The sequence below is a fragment of the Ewingella sp. C233 genome, assembly GCF_055407225.1.
This window is the reverse complement of record NZ_JBUZRI010000002.1, coordinates 143,809-157,127: the sequence shown is the minus strand read 5'-3', so window position 1 is coordinate 157,127 and position 13,319 is coordinate 143,809. Positions and strand designations below refer to the sequence as shown.

16 protein-coding genes are annotated in these 13,319 nt (G+C 57.9%); 2 read left to right on the top strand and 14 right to left on the bottom strand.

Translation table 11 applies throughout. From position 1 onward, the window contains the following. Positions 1-30: 30 nt before the first annotated feature. Together gutQ and hpt are read left to right on the top strand one after the other, a co-directional pair. Positions 31-996, top strand: a complete 966-nt coding sequence (gene gutQ / locus ACZRKO_RS13040) for an arabinose-5-phosphate isomerase GutQ (RefSeq protein ID WP_463737688.1) — start codon at positions 31-33, stop codon at positions 994-996. Between the two features lie 113 nt (positions 997-1,109). Further along, the gene (gene hpt, locus ACZRKO_RS13035; protein WP_140472861.1) at positions 1,110-1,646 is read left to right on the top strand and encodes a hypoxanthine phosphoribosyltransferase; all 537 of its coding nucleotides are present in this window, start codon (positions 1,110-1,112) and stop codon (positions 1,644-1,646) included. 194 nt (positions 1,647-1,840) lie between these two features. Here hpt and ACZRKO_RS13030 read toward each other — a convergent pair whose 3' ends face one another. The 14 genes from ACZRKO_RS13030 to ACZRKO_RS12965 all read right to left on the bottom strand — a co-directional run bounded on the left by ACZRKO_RS13030 (position 1,841) and on the right by ACZRKO_RS12965 (position 13,011). Beyond that, positions 1,841-2,059 carry an ogr/Delta-like zinc finger family protein gene (locus ACZRKO_RS13030; protein ID WP_100937583.1) on the bottom strand — a complete coding sequence of 73 codons (219 nt, stop codon included), beginning with the start codon at positions 2,057-2,059 and terminating at the stop codon, positions 1,841-1,843. 89 nt (positions 2,060-2,148) lie between these two features. Beyond that, a complete protein-coding gene (locus ACZRKO_RS13025; protein WP_463737687.1) occupies positions 2,149-3,321 on the bottom strand; it encodes a phage late control D family protein in 1,173 nt (390 codons plus the stop codon). Further along, positions 3,318-3,782, bottom strand: coding sequence for a phage tail protein (locus ACZRKO_RS13020; RefSeq protein ID WP_463737686.1), 465 nt, complete (start codon positions 3,780-3,782; stop codon positions 3,318-3,320). The genes ACZRKO_RS13025 and ACZRKO_RS13020 overlap by 4 nt, the downstream gene beginning before the upstream one ends. Positions 3,783-3,794: 12 nt before the next feature. Then, a complete protein-coding gene (locus tag ACZRKO_RS13015) occupies positions 3,795-6,233 on the bottom strand; it encodes a phage tail tape measure protein (RefSeq protein ID WP_463737685.1) in 2,439 nt (812 codons plus the stop codon). After that, complete coding sequence (locus ACZRKO_RS13010; protein ID WP_441656038.1) at positions 6,226-6,345, bottom strand: GpE family phage tail protein; 120 nt, start codon at positions 6,343-6,345, stop codon at positions 6,226-6,228. Before ACZRKO_RS13010 ends, ACZRKO_RS13015 begins: the two co-directional genes overlap by 8 nt. 32 nt (positions 6,346-6,377) lie before the next feature. Beyond that, complete coding sequence (locus ACZRKO_RS13005) at positions 6,378-6,680, bottom strand: phage tail assembly protein (protein ID WP_463737684.1); 303 nt, start codon at positions 6,678-6,680, stop codon at positions 6,378-6,380. Between the two features lie 61 nt (positions 6,681-6,741). Next, positions 6,742-7,260 (bottom strand): phage major tail tube protein, encoded by a 519-nt coding sequence (locus tag ACZRKO_RS13000; RefSeq protein ID WP_463737683.1) that lies wholly within the window; start codon positions 7,258-7,260, stop codon positions 6,742-6,744. 13 nt (positions 7,261-7,273) lie between these two features. Next, on the bottom strand, positions 7,274-8,461 hold the full coding sequence (locus tag ACZRKO_RS12995) for a phage tail sheath protein (protein WP_463737682.1): 1,188 nt from the start codon (positions 8,459-8,461) through the stop codon (positions 7,274-7,276). Between the two features lie 134 nt (positions 8,462-8,595). Next, positions 8,596-9,162 carry a tail fiber assembly protein gene (locus ACZRKO_RS12990; RefSeq protein ID WP_463737681.1) on the bottom strand — a complete coding sequence of 189 codons (567 nt, stop codon included), beginning with the start codon at positions 9,160-9,162 and terminating at the stop codon, positions 8,596-8,598. Continuing rightward, positions 9,162-10,583: a phage tail-collar fiber domain-containing protein gene (locus ACZRKO_RS12985; protein ID WP_463737680.1), complete on the bottom strand. Its 1,422-nt coding sequence runs from the start codon at positions 10,581-10,583 to the stop codon at positions 9,162-9,164. The genes ACZRKO_RS12990 and ACZRKO_RS12985 overlap by 1 nt, the downstream gene beginning before the upstream one ends. A gap of 6 nt (positions 10,584-10,589) precedes the next feature. Continuing rightward, a complete protein-coding gene (locus ACZRKO_RS12980) occupies positions 10,590-11,117 on the bottom strand; it encodes a phage tail protein I (RefSeq protein WP_463737679.1) in 528 nt (175 codons plus the stop codon). Beyond that, positions 11,110-12,018, bottom strand: a complete 909-nt coding sequence (locus tag ACZRKO_RS12975) for a baseplate assembly protein (protein WP_463737678.1) — start codon at positions 12,016-12,018, stop codon at positions 11,110-11,112. Before ACZRKO_RS12975 ends, ACZRKO_RS12980 begins: the two co-directional genes overlap by 8 nt. A gap of 4 nt (positions 12,019-12,022) precedes the next feature. Beyond that, the gene (locus tag ACZRKO_RS12970) at positions 12,023-12,373 is read right to left on the bottom strand and encodes a GPW/gp25 family protein (RefSeq protein WP_463737677.1); all 351 of its coding nucleotides are present in this window, start codon (positions 12,371-12,373) and stop codon (positions 12,023-12,025) included. Further along, positions 12,370-13,011 carry a phage baseplate assembly protein V gene (locus ACZRKO_RS12965; protein WP_463737676.1) on the bottom strand — a complete coding sequence of 214 codons (642 nt, stop codon included), beginning with the start codon at positions 13,009-13,011 and terminating at the stop codon, positions 12,370-12,372. The genes ACZRKO_RS12970 and ACZRKO_RS12965 overlap by 4 nt, the downstream gene beginning before the upstream one ends. Positions 13,012-13,319 lie beyond the last annotated feature (308 nt).

The following is a 13,319-nucleotide window of genomic DNA, read 5'->3' as shown; positions in this document are numbered from 1 at the left end:
GTAATCACCTCATGCTCAGGAGAGAAGAAGATGAACAAATCGCTGCTGGATTTTGCACGCGAAACGCTGGAAATAGAAATTGAAGAGGCACAGCGCTTGCTGACCCGTCTGGATGACAATTTTGTCCGCGCCTGCCAGCTGCTGCTAAATTGCACCGGTAAAGCCGTGGTGTCAGGGATGGGGAAATCCGGGCACATCGGCAAAAAAATTGCCGCCTCGCTCGCCAGTACCGGCACGCCGGCCTTCTTTGTGCACCCGGCCGAAGCGCTGCACGGTGACTTAGGCATGATTGGTAGTCAGGACGTGTTGATTTTCATCTCCTATTCGGGTCGTGCCAAAGAGCTGGATATGCTGTTGCCGCTGCTGGCAGAAAATAACACCAAACTTATCGCCATCACAGGCGGTACGAACTCTCCGCTGGCCCATGCAGCCGATGCTGTCATTGACGTGAGCGTTGAGCGTGAGGCCTGCCCGATGGGGCTGGCACCCACCTCCAGCGCCGTAAACACGCTGATGATGGGTGATGCGCTGGCGATGGCGTTGATGCGTCACCGTGGTTTTGGTGCGGAAGATTTTGCCCGCTCCCATCCCGGCGGCAGTCTGGGAGCCCGTTTACTGACGCGCGTGCATCACCTGATGCGCACCGGCGACCGCCTGCCGGTGATTAGTATCGACGAGAGCGTGATGAACGCGATGCTGGAACTGAGCCGCACTGGTCTTGGCCTGATTGCCGTGTGTGATGCTGAGCACCACGTTGCGGGTGTCTTTACTGACGGCGACCTGCGCCGCTGGCTGGTGAAAGGGCACAGCCTGAATGAGCCGCTCAACAACGCCATGACGCGTCCCGGATATCTGCTGCCAGCCCAGTGGCGCGCCGGTGAAGCGCTCGAAGCGTTGCACCAGCAAAACATCAGCGCGGCCCCGGTTGTGGACAGCGATGGCGTGCTGGTCGGGGCGATAAATCTGCATGATTTACATCAGGCAGGGATTGGTTGACGCTCCGGCGTTACCCATTACCGGGTTCTTTGTTATAATCCTTTCCGCTTCAAGGTCGCCATTACCCGGTTTAATGGCGATAAATATCTCAAATTCAGGTGGTTAGGCTTTATATGAAACACAGAGTAGACGTCATGATTTCCGAGCAGGAAGTCAAAACCCGCATCGCCGAATTAGGCCGTGAAATCACCGAACACTACCGCGATAGCGGCAGCGAGATGGTGCTGGTCGGGCTGCTGCGCGGCTCATTCATGTTTATGGCTGACCTGTGTCGTACCATTGACGTCTCCCACGAAGTGGATTTCATGACCGCGTCCAGCTACGGCAACGGCATGTCCACCACCCGTGATGTCAAAATTCTCAAAGATCTCGACGAAGATATCCGTGGCAAAGATGTGCTGATCGTTGAAGATATCATCGACTCCGGCAACACCCTGAGCAAAGTGCGTGAACTGCTGCAACTGCGCGGTCCGAAATCACTGGCTATCTGTACGCTGCTGGATAAACCTCAGCGCCGTGAAGTGGACGTGAAAGTCGAATACGTGGGTTTCGCCATTCCTGACGAGTTCGTTGTCGGTTACGGCATCGACTATGCCCAGCGTTACCGTCATCTGCCGTATGTCGGTAAAGTGGTCATGCTCGACGAGTGATCAGTCGCCGTCTTCCCGCGCTATGACAGAGCGGACCGCCTGAAAAAAGGCACAAAAAAAGGCACATAATGTGCCTAGAAAATCTCTTCAACCAACTGAAATAAAAGGATTTATTTCTATCGATGTCCACGCATTGACCACGTTGAGAAAAATCATAGCAAAAAGCCTCGGATAACGAGGCTTTTTTTGTGCCCTTACATCAGGAAGGTTTGCTGACCGTGTGAGGTCGGGTGAGGCATCACCGCGCAGATGAGGCTCGGCTTCACGATTGAGCCGTCGAATGACTCCATTGTCTTGAACGTATGCCCGCAATTTATGTTCTGGCACTGGTTGTAACGCTCTTTCGTGTTCTCGCTCAGGTAGCGGCTTGAGCGGGTATGTGCAGCATTTTTGCAGATAGGACAATGGAACATGATGATCACCTCAGTCAGTCGCCTTTTGATGAAGTGATTTTAGCCATTTAAATCATTTAAAACAAACAGTTATGATATTTATTGATAAATTAATCTTCGGTCTCGTACTCCACGTCAGAAAGCTTTACCTCAAGCTCTAGGGCCGTCGTGTAGCCGTTATTGCTGAGTGAGTGCGTCACTTTAGTGATAATCCACTTCTGCTCGTCTATGACGTGCTTAAACCCGCTGACGCTTACCGGCGTCTCAGGGTATAAATCCGCCCGCCCCATTGCCAGCGTGATGGAGAATTCCGCCACGCCGCGTTGAAGCTTGTCCCACTTGGCCGCTGCGGCGCGCACTGCCTGCGCCTTGCTGGCGTAAATGGTGGTGATGGCAAACACGTTATCGGCCTCTCCGGCCATGTATTCGCCCTCTTTTTCCTCGGGCGTTTTGGTCGGGGCTTTTGCCTTTGCTTTTGGCGCGGGCTTGGCTTTCGGGTGCTGGAGTGCGCGCAAAAACTGCTCTTTGGGTTTGCGCTGAATTTTCACCTTCTGCGTTTTTTGCTTCGGCTTCGGGTCTTTGGTATGCAGCCACTTGGCCGTCACGCCGGTGTAGGCCCCACGGTCAGCAATGGCGAACTGGTGTCGGTCGCCGTCGCTGCGCTCGATGGTCATCGCGGGGATGGGTTTGCCGCTGGCCGTGGTGCCGTTGCCCGCCTTCAGAAAGAGCAGCATACCGGCTTTAACCGACACTTCCGCCCCGTTGCGCGTGGCAAGCCGCGTCAGGAATTTGGCGTCAGACTCCTGCGACTGGTCGATGTGCGGCACGTTGATTGCCCCAAGCTGACCGGCAACGCTGGCCGTCAGCTTGTTGCGCGCCGCAATCTGTGCGACCACCTGCCCGAGCGTGGTGTTGTGGTAGGACACCTCGCGGCGGGAATTCAGCGTACCGCGAAAATCCGCACTGCGCGCCCGAATGGTCAGCGTGTCCGGCGCGCCCCGATGTTCAACCTCATCGACCGTAAAGTCGCCTTTGCCAATCAGCGCCGATCCCTGCCAGCCGAGAAACAGGGTCAGCACCGCGCCGCGCGGCGGCATCGCGACCAGCCCGTCGGCGTCGTCGAGCTCGATGTCGAGCTGGTCAGCCACGAACCCGCGATTGTCGGTCAGCGTCAGCGACAGCAGGCGATTGCTGATATCGCGCGTTATGTCACTGCCGCCCAGCGTCAGCATAAAGGCGGGTGCAATCTTGGCCCCCGCGTCGAGCGTCATTCCCGTTATCATGACAATAGCCCTTTCGCGTAGTCACCGGCATTAGTCAGCAGGTCGCCCGCCTGCGCCTTAAGATCGCCAAACATGGCCGTCAGCGATTCATCCACACGGGTGAGCGTCAGCGTAAATTCAATTTTGCGGGCGCTGCCGTCGCTGAAAAACTCGGTACGGGTTTCACTGATACTGTTCACCACAAACATGCCGTAAATGGTGCCGCTCCCCTCAATCAGCGGCCACGCCATGCCTTGGTCGGCCATGATATTGAGTGCCAGCAGCGACAGGCGGCCACCGGTGATTTCCGGCATCAGCACGCCGGACAGGGTGATCTTCTCCTCGCTGACCCCGAGAAACTGCACCGTCGGGCGCTGACCGATACGGCTGTTTGACGGCCAGCGATAATCCACGCTCCGTTGCAGGCTTTGATACGGCACGGTTTGTAGCTGAAAGACAAAAAAGCCGAGTGTTAACATCATCCTGAATTCTCCTTAGTCGTGGCCCATTTGTGAGCGCGTTTCGGCGCGGCGCTGGCGGTCGCGCGCTTCTAGCTGTTCGCGGATATCTCGGCCACCGTCCCGCCCGCCGCCGTCGCTCACAATCTGGTAATTGTGCGTGCTGTTATCCTGATAATTACGGCCACCGCCTGCCGACACCGGCACGTAACCGCCGCCGAGCAATCCGCCAGCGGGTGGGGTTGTCAGATTGCCCCCGCCGTTCTTATCGATACCCCGCGCCTTGTCGGCATTTTTATCGATGTCCGCCGATTCATCTTTGATAAGCCCCATCTTTTGCAGCAGCCAGTCCACACCCTCACGCAGTTTGTTGAACGCGCGCAGCGGCGCGGTCAGCGCATCGGCAATGGCTTTGCCGAACATCACGCCCGCATCTTTGCAGCCGTCGAGCGTTTCCTGCGTGGACTTCACCGGCTCAATCAGGTTTTTAAACCACTGCCAGACGGCTTGAAGTTTCTCGCCGAGCCAGTCAAACACCGGCTTAAGCGGCGCAAACAGCTCTTTCACCGGCGCGAATGCGGCTCCCAACCCCTCAATCACGCCGCTGAAAAAGGCGCTAATCGGATCCCAATATTTACGGATGAGCAGCGCACCGGCGACGATAGCCACGCCGACGGCCACAATCGGCCACGTCAGCCCGCCAATCACGCCCACGATGGCGCTGCCCACGGCGGTTAAACCTGACCACAGGAAACTGGCCGCCATGATGATGGCGTTAATCCCGCCGAGCACCGGCCCGACAACCAGACCAATCAGCCCCAGCGCACCGACAACTATCAACGCACCACCGGCCAGCTTGCCGATAGTGGCCGCCAGCTCTTTGTTATTCACAATCCACTTATCGAGCTTGAGCACGTACTTTGTCGCGGTCTGCACCAGATGGCGCAGCGATCCCTCCTGCTGGTCAAACAGGTCGGTACCCACCGCCTCATAGGCTGACTGAAATTCCTTAAAGTCACCGCCGAGGTTGTCCTGCATGGTCTCAACCAGCTCGGCGGTTTTGCCGTCAGAGGTTTGCAGTGCCTTGGTCAGTGCATCGAGCTTCCCCGAGCTGGCATCGGTCATCAGCACCGCCGCCGCCGAGCTGGCCTCTTCGCCAAAGATGGCTTTCATGTACTGCGCGCGCTGCGAGGTGCCGAGCTTGTTTTTCTCAAAGCTCTTTTGCATCTCTTTCAGAATGACAAACAGCGGGCGCATGTTGCCCTTGCTGTCCGCCGTCTTGACCCGTAACTCACTGAGTGCAGCGGCGGCGGTACCGGTCGGTGCCTGTAGTCGGGTGATGACTGCACGGCTGCCGGTACCGGCCATCGAGCCGGTGATTTTTGCGTCGGCCAGCGCGCCAGCCATCGCGGCGGTTTGCTCGACGCTAATACCGGCATTTTTCGCCACCGGCGCGGCGTAGGTCATGGCGTCGCTCAGGCCGTCGAACGTGGCCGCCGATTTGTTCATGGCCGTCGAGATCACATCACCAATGTGCGCCGCCTTATCGTTACTCATGCCAAACGCAGATTTCACGCCCATCAGCAGCGTGGCGTTCTCCTCCATGCTGCGCTGGTTCGCCAGCGACAGATTCAGGATGGTCGGCGTGGCCGCCAGAATGCCGTCTTTGTCCGCGCCGGATTTTGCCACGATGATTTGCGCAGACGCCGCGTCATCGGCGCTGGCCGCAGTATTATCCCCGAGCAGGCGCGCCTGCTTTCTCAGGCTTTGCATGTCCGCCGAGTCTTTTTTCAGACCGAGCACCGCCTGCAATTCAGAGTTTTTCTGTGCGAAGTCATAGCCGGATTTGAGCAGCGAACTACCGGCAACCACACCACCGGTAGCAACCCCAACCCCGACGGCACCGGCGGCGGTGACGCTTCCGGCAAGCTGTTTACCTGACTGATAGCGGTTCTTTATGCCATTGAGTCGGGACTGCTGCGCACTGACGCGTGCAAGCGAGGCGCGCTGGCGTTCAAGCTGGCCGTTGGTTTCACTCAGGGAAGCTTTGAGGCGGCGCTCGGATTCGGACAGCGTGCGGGTGTTGATACCCGCCTGTGACAGCTCAAGCCGCTGGCGCTGCACCGACTGGCGCAGACCGTTGTACTTGGTTTGCAGTTCGGAGGCCGAGCGCTTGGCCGCGTCCATCGCCTGCGCCTGTGCGCGTGTCGGGTTCTCGGTATTTTTAAACTGGATAGCGAGCTGTGCGGCCTCCTGCTTGGCGTCTTTCAGAGATTTACCGGTGACGGCGAGCTGCGCGCTGGTTTTACGAAAACCCTCAATACGTCCGGCCTGAGCGTTCAGCTCTTTGATGGAGGTTTGGGTTTTGCGAATGTCCTCAGACAGCGATTTACTCGCCGTCTGGACGGATTTAAACGGGCGGCTGGCTTGGTCAACGGCTTTGAGTAATACCTGCAACGTCACGTTGTTACTCATTGGCGTGTCCACTTCGTTCGAGCGCCTTTTCGCGCCAGTTGACGAGCTCGGTCAGGCTCATCGGATAGAGTTCTGACGGCGGCCAGTGAAAGACCGCCGCCACGTCGGCCATCAGGTCATCAACCCCCAATTTTGGCGGGTAGGTTATTGGCCCGAATTCGGCGTTAAAAAACCGATCACCTTGCTGGCGAGCGTAATAAAGTCCGGCAACTCCAGCGCGGCACACTCTTCTTTGGTTAGGCTCGGATAGATAATGCGCGGCAATACCGTGATTAATGCGTCAACGTTCGAACTTGCCACATCGGCCAGACTGACGCCGCGCAGCGTCCCCGCGTTCGGGCGGATCATGGTGACGGATTCAATCACCGTGTCACCGCGTTTAATCGGGGTCTCCAGCGTCACGACGTTGGCGTTTTCGGTGGTGGTCTGTGCGTTTTCTTGTTTCATTTTTTTAGCTCTTTCAGGTCGTTAAGGGAGTGAGCGGCCAGCATGGCTGACCGCCAAAATATTACAGGCCGAGATTGCGGCGATGCTGTTCGAGCATGTCCACGCCGTTGACGCTTTCGACCATGTTCACGGTGTCGATTTCAATCAGGTTTTTGCCGTCAATCGTCAGCTTGTAATAGGTGCACTGGGTCGAGATTTTGCTCTCGGTGTTTTCGCCCTGCTTCATGTCGCCGAGGTCGATTTCCTTATGACGGCCACGCAGCACAATCTCAACGGCGGACACGTCGCCGGTGTCATCGCGCTGGAATGAACCGGCAAAGCGCAGCGGCACGGCGGCACTGCTGGCGGCGGCGTACTGCGCCCACAGCGTTTCGTCAGGCAGGCCACCGAGTGACCACTCGACGGTCAGCGCGTCGTCGTCCAGCCCCAAGTCCACCGCCGCCGAGCCGTTCATCCCGCCGCCGCGATAGTTCTCCAGCTTGCGGGTGAGCTTGGGCAACGTGACTGACTGCACCACGCCCATGTAGCTCAGACCGTCGTTAAACAGGTTGAGGTATTTCAGTTTGCGAGGGAGTGCCATGTCTCAGGTGTCCTTAGCTGTTAATGGAGGCGGCCAGATTGACCAGATAGGTGTCGGTGATGCGCTGGCGCAGGGTCAGGCTCTCCAGCGGCGGCACCGGCGTGTAGTCGTAATCGATATAGAGCTTTCCGTCTTTCAGGGTCTCTTTATCGTTGGCCGACTCGTCAAACCAGCACTTGCCGTCGATGATGTAGCCGTTCGATTTCAGCTCGCGGAACTTGGCGTTGATGCCGTCGATAATGTCGCGGATAAGCGAGGCGGTCATCGGCTTGTCCACTGCCCACATATGCGCCTCGGCCATCGTGTCGGCCAGCACCTGCGCGGTGCGGGTGTAGTTCTCAAACAGGAATAACGGGTCATCGGAACAGGTGCGGTTTCCCCAGAAACGAAAACCGTTTTTGCGGATAAGCGTGGTCACTCCCGCCTCGTTGAGCAGGTCGGCATCGGTACCGGACGCCTGCAAATCCCAGAACACCGAGGCATCGATACCGGTCACGCCATTGACGCCGACGTTTGACAGGGTTTTATGCCAGCCGGTGTCCTGATCAATCTTGGCGCGCAGCCCCAGCGCGCGGGCGGTGGCGTAGGCTTTTTTGCTGGTTTTTGTGGTGGTGTCCCATGCGAGGAAATCCGGCCAGATGATCATCAGTTCACGCTGGCTGAAATTGTCTCGGTACTTGACCGCATCAGAAATCGTCCGGCATTCCCACGCGCTGATATAACCGAATGCGCGCAGCGACTGGCAGATGCTGGCAAGTGCCGTGGCAACCTCCAGCGAGTCCAGCGCAGGCACGCCGAGAATGCGCGGCTTCACGCCGGTGACGGCCTCGGCGGTTAACAGCGCTTTCATGCCGGTGTAGCTGCCGTTTTCATCCGCGCCGCCGAGGATGTTAGACAGAGTTTCAGCCTGCGCCTCATCGGGGTCAGTCTTTTCAGACTCGGCCACGCGCACGACGATGGTCACCGGCTTGCACTGGTCAGCAATGCCCGCCAAGGCGGCGGCCAGCGTGCCTTTTTTACCGGCCTTGCCTTGGGCGGCAATCACATCGGTGATAAGTACCGGCGTATTCAGCGGAAAGGTTTTCGCGTCGGCATCGTTGGCCGTGCAGACCATGCCAATAATGGCCGTGGAAACGGTGGAAATAACGCGCGTGCCGTCGCTGATTTCAACAACCTGCACGCCGTGGTGAAATTCACTCATCGGGTTAACTCCGTTATGGATTTGCAAGGTTATTGTGTTATTTCAGGCGAGTCAGGGCGAGGCGTGGGTGATGTAAGCAGGGAGGCACAACAGACACAAAAAAGCCCCTGACTCAGGGGCTCGGCAAGGGGGCGTTATACGGCGTCAGGCCAAATGATACCTGTCACTTTTGACAGGTCAACGCGGCTGAGTTGCAGCCGGTAATTCTGCCAGCGTTCGAGGGCGTCCAGCTCGTCGTCGGTGGCCTGCCCGCTGTCTTTAGCAAACGACAAGATACTGATGCTTTCCGTAGCTAAAGCCATGCGGTCTTTTTTATCCTGCTGGGCCTGAATGAATAGCGCATTTTTCTCGGCCTCGGCGTTTTTCACCCACGCCTTGCCGTTCCACACGTCAAACTCGGACGCCGGAGCCAGCAGGGTTTTCCCCTCCGGCAACGGCCCCAGCTCAGTCAACAGCGAGCCGCCACCGGTCAGGGTGTCGTAAACTGCGGCACCGCGATTATCTTCGACCTGCTGCCAGCCGGTATCCGTGTACACAACGGCCTTACCCTTTCTTTTCAGCGGCGGCGCGTCGAGCGTGCAATAGGCCGGTAAACCGGTATGCGCCACCACCCACGCATCGGACGGCCCAATCAGTTCATTGTTCAGCGGACTGTAGTTGAAGACTTTAATCACGCGGTCTTTAGATGCTAATTCAAACATTATGCGAGCCTCACAAGGTAGTTAAATGCGATGTTTTTGACGGTGTTTTCTGCGCTGCCCGTCGCGTTGATGGTAATGGTGTGACCGTGTGGCCCGAGTGGAACCTGATGCGCGTGACCGCCGATATAAACCATATGGGCGTGCGCACCGATATACGTCCAGTGCTGGTGATTACCACCACCGGCAATCACCCCCTCAGAGGCGTAACCTTGGTTAACATCAATGAGCCTGCGGGTAGAGCCGCCACCATTAAGAGAGATATTGGATTCACGGGCTTTAATTCCGTGGTCATGCCAGCCGTTTTCGTCAGCCAGTTTGCTACCGTAATCAAAACCTTCGGTGCCTTTAGAGCCGTAATCAAAACCGGTGGTGTACGGCGCGCCGAGGTCGGTCTGCGACACGCTGCCGGTATGGTCATGCAATTTAACGGCGTCCTGCTCATAGGACAGCACCGCGCGCCCCGATGCCGGTTTACCCTTAATCGTCTGCCCGCGCATATCGGGAATAACACCGGCGGGATAGGCGATGGCGAGCTGCGTATACACCTTTTTATCAAACGTCTGTCCGGTCATGAGCGTGAAGCCAGACGGCACCGTATCTGAGGGCCACGGAATGGGCGCACCGACAGGAAACGTCCCGCCCGTCGTAATTTTATCCGTCAGCTCCTCGGCGACGGTGGCAATCTGGTCAGCCAGCCCCTTGGCGTTTTCTTCACTTTCCGTCGCAGACCATGCGCCTACGTCCGCCGCTGCCAGCGTGATATCAGCATCGAGAGGCATAGCGTTAATTTTGCGGGTGACCGGTACGCGCGTATTGGCGTTATCATTCGCCGCCTTGACCGCTTTCGGCGTGGCGGCCTGCGTTTCGCTGGTGCTGTTCAGCTCACTATTTAGCTGCACAAAACCTTTCTCGGTCAGCGTGCCGTCGGGGTGGTTGCGGCTTTTCTCATGCCCCGCCATCAGATCATTGGCATATTCTTCGGTGGCGATGATCAGCGTGTCGTCGATGGTCAGGCTCACCGCGCTGGTGTCAGTTACGGTGATCACCATGCGCAGGGTTTGCGTGCGGCCCGAGCCCTCTTCTAACGTCGGCTTGTAGGTGTCGGCCATATTACAGACGGCAATCAGCGCGCCGTCGTCAGCGTACAGCCCCATTTCGCGCATCCAGAAGCCGCCGACGCTGGCGGAAATAATCGCCTCGGCAATCACCCAGTTGGCATTTTTGGCGTCGAGCTTTAACGAGTTGAGCGGGGTGCGGTAAACCTCATTGACCAGTTTTTTCTGCGCGGCGCTCGGCTGCACAGGCTTGCCGCCACCGTCACCAATCGCCATATCAATAATATTGATGCCTTTGCCGGACTGGAGCGCCTCGGCAATACGCGCCTGACCGAGCGCGGTCACGACCGATTTAAACGTCGCCATGAATAATTACCCCGGATAAACAGTTAAGATTTCGGCGTCAAAGGACACCGCCGCGAGATACACCTCGCCGGTGATGTCCTGCGTGATGGTCAGCCCGATAAGATGGCGGCTGGCGGGCTTGGCGTCGGCGATGAGCCGCTCCATTTCTAAATACATTTCTTCGGTAATGCCGGTTTCAAGCACGCCGACATCGAGGCGAAACGTGCCCGCCTCGTCATGGGTTTCCCACCATTCCGTCACTTTAATCAGGTACCCGAGCGGCTCAACCACGCGGCGGATAGCGCCAATCGTCCCTTTGTGGCTGTGAATAAACCACGCGGACTGAATGACGCGGCGCTTGGTGGACTCCGGCCAGTTCTCATCCCACCGGTCAACCGACAGCGCCCACGCCAGATAGGGCAAAAACACCAGCGGGCAGGCAAGCGGATCCCACAGCTCACGCAGCGGTACCGGCACGGTTTCCAGCTTGGCGCACGCAGCGGCGGCGGCGACTTCCAGCGGGGAAGAACCGACCGGCAGCAGGCGGCTACTCATCGTAGCCCCCGATGGTCAGCGCGTAGGCGGTGCAAAATGACGCCTGCGTTTTATCGAGCTCAAGGTCGGCGGCGGGCTTTGCCAGCTCGACGCGCTGGACGCCCTCAACGTGCAGGGCGGCGTAAATAGCTGACAGGCGAATATCACGCCCTAACCGGTGCTGTGCGCTGACATAGCTTTTTAACTTGGCCTCGGCGGCCTGCTTGATGGGTTCCGCTTCGGGGCCGGAAAAGAGGTACAACTCGGCTTCGATTTCATAATTGACGATGCTGGCCGACTGCACCGTCACGCGGTCAGCCACGGGGCGCACGTTCTCATCGTTGAGCGCGGCCTGAACCACGGCCAGCAGGTCAGCGGGGGCGGAACCGTCGCCGGTCTGCGCCAGCACGGACACGGTGACGCAGGCGGGCGACGGGCTGATCACCGAAATATCGGCCACGCGCCCGTCGGCAGAGCGTCCGTGAAACTCATACGCGCCCACCGGCCCCGCCACGCTCAGCCCTTCAAACGCCTGCTGCACACGAATACGCAAATCAGCGTCAGTTTCCATCACTGCCGCCGTCACCGGCATGGCAGAGATATCGGCAGGCGTCACGGTCAGGCGCTGGACGTCATAGCGGGCGGCGATGTTATCCAGATCGCTACCTGTGGCATACGCCAGCATAACGCCCTGCGCCGCCTCGTTAACCCGCTGGCGCAAAATCACCTCACGGTAGGCGTTCTCCTGTAACAGCTTGATGATGGGCTCTGACTCCAGCGTCAGGGTGCGGGCGATAGCGGCCTGCTGCTCGGGCGGATAGAGCGACACCAGCGTCGCTTTGCGCTCGGCTAACAGCACTTCGTAATCCATTACCTCGACAACGGTCGGGGCGGGTAACTGGCTCAGGTCGATGGTTGCCATGGTGTCAGCTCACTGGAATGTTAAGAGAGAAATCGACGCCGGTGTCGCTGCGGACGCCGTTAATATTCACCACTGTTTTGCCGTCCGCCGTTGTATCAACGGTGATGCCGGTCAGCATGACTCGCGGCTCCCACTTGAGGATCGCACCGTAGCAGGCGGCCATAATTTGCAGGCGCAGCGCGGCGTTTTGCGGGCGGTCAATAAGCTGGAAAAGCAGCGAACCGTACTCACGGCGCATCACCCGAGAACCGGCAGGCGTCAGCAAAATATCGCTGACCGACTGGCGAATATGCGCCATGTCGTCAATGGCGCGCCCTGACTCGCGGGCCATGCCGAGATATTTCGCGTTTGTCATTGTGGCCCCTGCGTTTGTCCGCCGCCGGTCTGCACGCCGCCGTGTTTATGGGTATGTAATACGATGCCGTTTGAGGTCAGGCTTCCGCCGGAATGGCTGATATTGCCGTTCATCTTGCCGCCCTGTTTCACCTCCAGCGAGCCGGTGGTCAGCTTGTTGGTGCAAACCACTTCCGGCGTATCGAGCGTGATTTTTTGGCTGGCCGTGACCGCCACATTTGGCGCGGTGACGCTGACCGACGTTGACGCCACGACGCTGGCCGTTTTAATGCCGGTGACAGAAAGCGCGCCTGTTTCGGGCTCGTACTCCAACACGGCACCGTCAGAAAACTGGACGTGGTACGCCTGCGCTGAGACGGACGGCGCGGGGAATTCGTCGCTGTAGATGGCGGGCAGCACAAAGGCGGTATCGAGCTCGCCTCCGAGCGACAGGATTAATACCTGCTCACCCACTGACGGAGCCCACCACGCGCGCGCAGCACCGGCGCGAGGCGTCAGCCAGTGCAGCCAGTCGGTCATCAGCTCGCCGGTCTGCACACGGCAAAGCCCCTGCTCGGTATCAATCTCGGATACCGCACCAATACGGATGAGGTCGCGCACCGCGCGGGCCAGTTCTGCGAAGTTTTCGAGTGTATTCATGAGGGAAAGGATGCCGCCGGAGGGATCCGGCGACAATGTGCGGGCGTAGGACTATCGGTGGTACAACAGTAGGGTAGTTAATCGAACAGTCTAATTAAGAATTATGAGTTTTTTGAAGTTACTCAATTGTGTGGAGTCATATTTTATCTGACACTGTCGCTGAGCCGAGATAAATCTAATAGTTGTCTTTATGCTAGAAGAAAATATTGCCAGCCCAGCGACGTATGAGCGGATAGGAGAGAGATGAATGACGACTTCGATACAGTTTATTACTATGATAGTGATTCAAAGAAAGCACAACATAGCAT

Excerpts from the sequence above, each read along its gene's own strand:
- gutQ (WP_463737688.1), top strand. The coding sequence starts at position 31 with ATGAACAAATCGCTGCTGGATTTTGCACGCGAAACGCTGGAAATAGAA.
- hpt (WP_140472861.1), top strand. The coding sequence starts at position 1,110 with ATGAAACACAGAGTAGACGTCATGATTTCCGAGCAGGAAGTCAAAACC.
- ACZRKO_RS13030 (WP_100937583.1), bottom strand. The coding sequence starts at position 2,059 with ATGTTCCATTGTCCTATCTGCAAAAATGCTGCACATACCCGCTCAAGC.
- ACZRKO_RS13025 (WP_463737687.1), bottom strand. The coding sequence starts at position 3,321 with ATGATAACGGGAATGACGCTCGACGCGGGGGCCAAGATTGCACCCGCC.
- ACZRKO_RS13020 (WP_463737686.1), bottom strand. The coding sequence starts at position 3,782 with ATGATGTTAACACTCGGCTTTTTTGTCTTTCAGCTACAAACCGTGCCG.
- ACZRKO_RS13015 (WP_463737685.1), bottom strand. The coding sequence starts at position 6,233 with ATGAGTAACAACGTGACGTTGCAGGTATTACTCAAAGCCGTTGACCAA.
- ACZRKO_RS13010 (WP_441656038.1), bottom strand. The coding sequence starts at position 6,345 with ATGGCCGACGTGGCGGCGGTCTTTCACTGGCCGCCGTCAGAACTCTAT.
- ACZRKO_RS13005 (WP_463737684.1), bottom strand. The coding sequence starts at position 6,680 with ATGAAACAAGAAAACGCACAGACCACCACCGAAAACGCCAACGTCGTG.
- ACZRKO_RS13000 (WP_463737683.1), bottom strand. The coding sequence starts at position 7,260 with ATGGCACTCCCTCGCAAACTGAAATACCTCAACCTGTTTAACGACGGT.
- ACZRKO_RS12995 (WP_463737682.1), bottom strand. The coding sequence starts at position 8,461 with ATGAGTGAATTTCACCACGGCGTGCAGGTTGTTGAAATCAGCGACGGC.
- ACZRKO_RS12990 (WP_463737681.1), bottom strand. The coding sequence starts at position 9,162 with ATGTTTGAATTAGCATCTAAAGACCGCGTGATTAAAGTCTTCAACTAC.
- ACZRKO_RS12985 (WP_463737680.1), bottom strand. The coding sequence starts at position 10,583 with ATGGCGACGTTTAAATCGGTCGTGACCGCGCTCGGTCAGGCGCGTATT.
- ACZRKO_RS12980 (WP_463737679.1), bottom strand. The coding sequence starts at position 11,117 with ATGAGTAGCCGCCTGCTGCCGGTCGGTTCTTCCCCGCTGGAAGTCGCC.
- ACZRKO_RS12975 (WP_463737678.1), bottom strand. The coding sequence starts at position 12,018 with ATGGCAACCATCGACCTGAGCCAGTTACCCGCCCCGACCGTTGTCGAG.
- ACZRKO_RS12970 (WP_463737677.1), bottom strand. The coding sequence starts at position 12,373 with ATGACAAACGCGAAATATCTCGGCATGGCCCGCGAGTCAGGGCGCGCC.
- ACZRKO_RS12965 (WP_463737676.1), bottom strand. The coding sequence starts at position 13,011 with ATGAATACACTCGAAAACTTCGCAGAACTGGCCCGCGCGGTGCGCGAC.